Annotated in this window: 4 protein-coding genes; 1 reads left to right on the top strand and 3 read right to left on the bottom strand. The window is 71.3% G+C overall.

Features of this window, described 5'->3' with window-relative positions:
* On the bottom strand, nt 1-896 hold an 896-nt coding region (locus tag BU204_RS41025; RefSeq protein ID WP_198943122.1), incomplete at its 3' end, for an AAA family ATPase.
* A gap of 162 nt (nt 897-1058) precedes the next feature.
* Between BU204_RS41025 and BU204_RS37595 the strand changes: the two genes are divergently transcribed.
* Nucleotides 1059-1928 (top strand): poly(ethylene terephthalate) hydrolase family protein, encoded by an 870-nt coding sequence (locus BU204_RS37595; protein WP_198943121.1) that lies wholly within the window; start codon nt 1059-1061, stop codon nt 1926-1928.
* 63 nt (nt 1929-1991) lie between these two features.
* Here BU204_RS37595 and BU204_RS37590 read toward each other — a convergent pair whose 3' ends face one another.
* Nucleotides 1992-2816 (bottom strand): DUF72 domain-containing protein, encoded by an 825-nt coding sequence (locus BU204_RS37590; RefSeq protein WP_075130548.1) that lies wholly within the window; start codon nt 2814-2816, stop codon nt 1992-1994.
* A 515-nt stretch (nt 2817-3331) separates the two neighbouring features.
* On the bottom strand, nt 3332-3972 hold a 641-nt coding region (locus tag BU204_RS42425), incomplete at its 5' end, for a hypothetical protein (RefSeq protein WP_233161064.1).

Below are 3972 nucleotides of genomic sequence, written 5' to 3'. Positions count from 1 at the left end.
TCGCGGGCGGCCGCGGCGAAGTCGCCCCGGCCGCGCGCCGCGACGGCGGCGGCGCCGAGCAGGTCGGCGTGGGAGTCCCTCGCGCCGGGCAGCCCCGCGGCCTCGTGCCAGGTGCGGCGCGGACCCTCGGGGAGGGTGTCGGCGAGCGTCGCGTGTGCGGCGTAGCGCGCGCTCACGGGAAGCTCGGCCCGCAGCGTCGCCCGCACGAGCGGCGCTGCGTCCATCAGCGCCGCGTCCATCAGCGCCGTGGCCTCCTCGACGGCGGCGAGGTCGAGCCCGGGGGTGCGTACCAGGGTGTCCACGTCGACCTCGTCGTCGACGAGGGTCATCGCGAGCGCGTGCCGCGCGTCCTGCGACAGCGCGGCCAACCGGTCGCGCAGCCGGGCACGCAGGGAGCTGTGCGGCGGCAGGACCTCCGGCGGGGGTTCGGCGCCGCCGAGCTGGGCACTGGTGAGCGACCGCGCCAGCTCCGTCAGGGCGAGGGGGTTTCCGCCGGCGACCCGGGCGACGTCGTCGGCTAGCCCGCTGGGCAGGCCCGGCAGCAGGTCGCGGAGCACCCGGACGCTCGTCGCGTGGTCGAGCGGGTCGAGCTCGGTGCAGGGAAGCCCGTAGGTCGCGCCCTCGGTGGCGATGAGCACCGCGACCGGCCTGTCGGCGAGGTCGGGCAGCGCGTCGAGCAGCCAGGCGAGGTCCAGGTCGTGGGCGTCGTCGACGCACAGCAGCACCCGCCGGGGGTCGGTGGCGAAGTCGGCCGCGGCCGCCCGCGCCTCGCGCAGCAGGGCGGTCTTGCCCGAGCCCGGTTCGCCGCGCAGCACCAGCACACCGCCGCGGCCGGCGCGAACCCGCTGGAGCACCGCGTCGACGGCGACACGTTGCCGGTCGCGTCCCCGCAACATGCACCCTTTCTTCCACACGCCGCACCGCGATGGGAAGACGCCAGCCGAACGGTAGTTTTACCGATCCCAGTTGGCGCAGGACCGGTGCGTCCGCCGATGCGCGCGGTCCCGCGGGTGCCCGATGGTCGAAGGGTCTGCGTTCCCTGCACCTGCGAGGCATCCATGCGAATACGCGGTATCTTCTGCGCGCTGTCCACTGCGGCGCTGCTCCTGGTGGGCGCCCCCGCCCAAGCCTCGACGCAGGTCGCGGCCAACCCGTACGAACGCGGCCCCGCGCCGACGACGTCGAGCATCGAGGCGTCGCGCGGCCCCTTCGCCACCGCCAGCGTCACCGTGTCCCGGTCGTCGGTGTCGGGCTTCGGCGGCGGCACGATCTACTACCCCACGAGCACCGCGGAGGGCACGTTCGGCGCGGTGGCCATCTCCCCGGGTTTCACCGCGCCCCAGTCGGCCGTGGCCTGGCTGGGCCCGCGCCTGGCGTCCCAGGGTTTCGTGGTGATGACCATCGACACGCTCTCGACGCTGGACCAGCCCGACAGCCGGGGCGCGCAGCTGCTGGCCGCACTCGACTACGTGCGCAACACCAGCTCCGTGCGCAGTCGTGTCGACGGCACCCGCCTCGGCGTGATGGGCCACTCGATGGGCGGCGGCGGTAGCCTCGCCGCGTCCCGCACGCGCCCCGCGCTCCAGGCCGCCATCCCGCTGACGCCCTGGCACGGCACCAAGTCGTGGTCGACCGTCCGCGTACCCACGATGATCATCGGCGCGGAGAACGACTCGGTGGCGCCGGTGTCGTCGCATTCGGAGCCGTTCTACACCAGCATGAGCGCGGCGCCGGAGAAGGCGTACCTGGAGCTGAACAACGCGAGCCACTCCGCCCCGACGAGCGCGAACACGACCGTGGCCCGCTTCAGCATCTCCTGGCTCAAACGCTTCATCGACAACGACACCCGGTACGAGCAGTTCCTCTGCCCGCCGCCGAGCCCGAGCACCCAGATCCAGGAGTACCGGGACACCTGCCCCCACTCCTGACCCCAGGGCGGAGTCCCGGCCGGTGAACCGGCCCCGGCCGGGACTTCTCCGGTGTGGTGTCGTTCAGAACAGGGTCGCGGGCTCGACCGGTTCCGGCTCGGGCAGCGCGTCGAGGCCGGGCACCAGAGCCCGCACGTCGTCGTGGAACCGCCGGGCGAGTGCCGGCGCGTCGTCGTTGTCCGGCGTGTGCACGAAGACCGTCGGCGAGCGACCCTCCCGCAGCCAGCCGGCGACCACCCTCGTCCACGGTTGCCAGCCCTCGACGGTCTGCTCGACCGAGTCCCGGCCCAGGTAGCGGACGATCGGCCGGTCGGTGAGCGCCCGCGTCCGTCGCGGCAGCCGGGGCTTCCTGGCCCAGGCGTCCTGCTCGGCCTCGCTGGTCGGCGGGGCCTGGAAGAGGACCGTGGTGTCGAACGGCACCCACTCGGTGTCGGCGTCGGCGAGCGTCCCCTCGAGCAGCGACGTCGAGCCGGGGTCGGCGAAGAACGCGGGGTGGCGCACCTCCACCGCGCGCCGGCGGCCGGTGGGGAGCCGGCGCAGGAACCGGCCGAGGGCGTCGACGTCGGACGGGGCGAAGGAGCCGGGCAGCTGGGTCCACAGGACCGCCCGGTCGCCGAGGGGCTCGACCGCGTTTAGGAACGCCCGCATCTCGGCCTCGACCCCCGCGAACCGCCGCTCGTGGGTGACGACCTTGGGCAACTTGACCACGAACCGGAAGCCGGGGTCGGTCTGCCGGGCCCACGTCGCGACGGTGTCCCGGGCGGGGGTGGCGTAGAAGGTGGTGTTGCCCTCGACCGCGTTGCACCAGCGGGCGTAGGCCCGCAGCCGCTCCCTGGCCGGGAGCGGGTGCGGCAGGAACCGGCCGGGCCACGCCTTGTGCGTCCACATCGCGCAGCCGACATGAAGACGTGCTATTCCGCCCACCTCCCGTCAGCCGTGCAGGAAAACTACACCCGCCGAACGGAGGCGCCGAGCAGGCCTTCGTGAACAGTCGGGGGACACTGTAGGAATCTGACCGGGGAGAACACGGCGGCGAAGCAGGCCGGCTGGCGGCGCCGGCGCGGCACGTGGCTGCCGCGGCCGGGTCGCGGTGATCGTCGTCTTCGGGCGGGACACCTCTGCTCCGGGTTCGTCGGCACCCGGCTCGCCGAGGACGACACATACCAGTGGTGTGGCGAAACCTTTGCCTCAAGTCGCTCCGTCCTCGGCAGCCTGCCGCGTCGAGCGCGAGGACGGGCGATCAGTCGGCCGTAGCACGAGTCAAGGTTTCGCGATGTATGAGCATGGCAGAAAGGCAGCCTGAGGATCATGCTCCACGCCTGCTGCGGCTGATCGCCCCGCGGACGTGGTCGGTAATCTTTCTCGTGACCGTGACGCCGGTCGTCGTGCTCGCGGCAGTCGCGTTAACCGTCCTCCTCCTCACAATTGACGTTGGCGGCGATGCCGCGGCACGGATCGAGCTGGTCAAGACAGGCCTGGCGGTCGGTGTCGCGACCGGTGGCGTTGTCGCCTTGGTACTCGCCAGTCGCCGTCAGTGGTCCAACGAGCAGGCTACCCGGGCTACTGACCATGATGCGACCGAACGCCGTATCACGGAGTTGTACACCAAGGCCGTGGAACAGTTGGGGTCCAGCGCGGCCGCCGTGCGACTCGGCGGGCTCTACGCGCTCGAGCGGCTTGGGCAGAACACCGGCAGTCAACGCGAAACAATCTTGAACGTGATTTGCGCTTATCTTCGAATGCCTTACGTGTCGGCTGGTGAGCCGCCTGGGGACGATGAGCCGCAGGACCACCATGACCGTTACGAACGACGCACCCAGGAGCGCCAAGTCCGGCTCGCCGCCCAACGGATTCTTCAAAGACACCGCACACCTGCCACTCCGTATTGGTAGGATGTTCCACCAATAGACTTGTCTGGAGCTAACCTGCGGCACGCAGAAATGAATGGCGTTGATTTGAGCGATGCCAGCCTGGTAGGCGCCGACCTTGCCAAGGCTGACCTCAGAGCCTGTTCCTGAACTGATCTTGGTCGGCGTGTCGGGTG

The sequence above is a fragment of the Actinophytocola xanthii genome, from assembly GCF_001921205.1.
In the GTDB taxonomy this organism is placed as follows: Bacteria; Actinomycetota; Actinomycetes; order Mycobacteriales; family Pseudonocardiaceae; genus Actinophytocola; species Actinophytocola xanthii.
This window is presented reverse-complemented; position numbering and strand designations above follow the sequence as displayed.

Excerpts from the sequence above, each read along its gene's own strand:
- BU204_RS37595 (WP_198943121.1), top strand. The coding sequence starts at position 1,059 with ATGCGAATACGCGGTATCTTCTGCGCGCTGTCCACTGCGGCGCTGCTC.
- BU204_RS37590 (WP_075130548.1), bottom strand. The coding sequence starts at position 2,816 with ATGTGGACGCACAAGGCGTGGCCCGGCCGGTTCCTGCCGCACCCGCTC.